Source organism: Paracoccus rhizosphaerae, from assembly GCF_026162645.1.
GTDB classification, from domain to species: domain Bacteria; phylum Pseudomonadota; class Alphaproteobacteria; order Rhodobacterales; family Rhodobacteraceae; genus Paracoccus; species Paracoccus rhizosphaerae.
Window position 1 is genome coordinate 1 of the sequence record NZ_JAOTBE010000175.1, and the last position, 1,218, is coordinate 1,218.

The window sequence follows — 1,218 nt, forward strand, 5'->3', positions numbered from 1 at the left end:
GACGGCACCATCGCCGTCGTTGACCTCGAAGCCGGCCCCCTGTCGCAATGGCTACACCGCGGGCTGACCGAGGCGGGCCTGAGCGTGGTGCTGATGGAGACCCGGCAGGTGAAGGGTGCTCTGAAGGCGATGCCGATCAAGACGGACCGACGGGATGCCGAAGGCATTGCACGCCTGCTTCATCTCGGCTGGTTCCGGCCCGTCCATTGCAAATCCGTCTCGGCACGAGGCAAGTGCGCGCTCTGCTCAGTGCCCGCAAAGCCGTGCAGCAGGGCTTCATCACTCTGGAACTGTCATTGCGTGGATTGCTGCGGAACTTCGGGCTGAGGGTCGGCGCGATCTCCCGCGGCAGGTTCGAGCGCCGCATCCGAGAACTGACGGCAGACAACCCGATGCTGTTCGCCGCGACCGAGCCGATGCTGCGGGCGCGGGCATCCCTTCGACAGGAGCTTGCAGGACTGGAACTCCGGGTCCGTCAGTTGGCGCAAGACGACCCTGTCTGTCACCGCCTGATGTCGACGCCGGGCGTGGGCGCAGTCGTGGCGCTGACCTACCGTTCCGCAGTTGATGATCCCTCGCGGTTCACGTCGTCGAAGAAGGTCGGGCCATGGGTCGGCCTCACGCCTTCACGCAACCAGTCAGGCGAACGCGACATCTCCGGCGGGATCACCAAAGCAGGGGACGTCAACCTGCGGCGGGCGCTGTGCCAGGCGGCGACGGTCATGATGCATCGTGGCCGCTCGACGTGGCTGAGAACATGGGCAGTGCAGGTCGCGCGCCGTCGTGGCCGAAAAGGGCCATGGTCGCCCTTGCCCGGCGCATCAGCGTGATCCTGCACCGGATATGGATTGATAGCACCACCTTCCAATCCGAGATCCAGGCTCCGCATGCAACCTGATCGGCCGAGCGCTCCACCGTTGCCTGCCTGACCGCAGGCCTTCGAGGTCCCCAAGGGACGCGGTTCCGATGATGCCGTGGTCAGGACTATTGCCGAACCACATCGAGCACGCCAATGAGATGGGCACATCGGGCCTGCATTGAACCAGCATCATGTTGGCGGCCTGCGCGCCGACCACGGACCGAAGCATGCACCCAGGTGATCTCAGACGAAGGCGGCTGTGCCAGAAATACGACGATCAGACCAAACCTGAAGCCGCTGCTCTGCGGACAACGGCACATGCGTGAAACCGCTTGACTGGGACGACCCCGTTACCGAAG

General features: G+C 64.5%; 1 pseudogene. It reads left to right on the forward strand.

Annotated features, from left to right (window positions below):
• A pseudogene (locus tag OC184_RS20255) lies at positions 1 to 898 on the forward strand (IS110 family RNA-guided transposase); the annotation flags it as partial.
• Between the last annotated feature and the right edge of the window lie 320 nt (positions 899 to 1,218).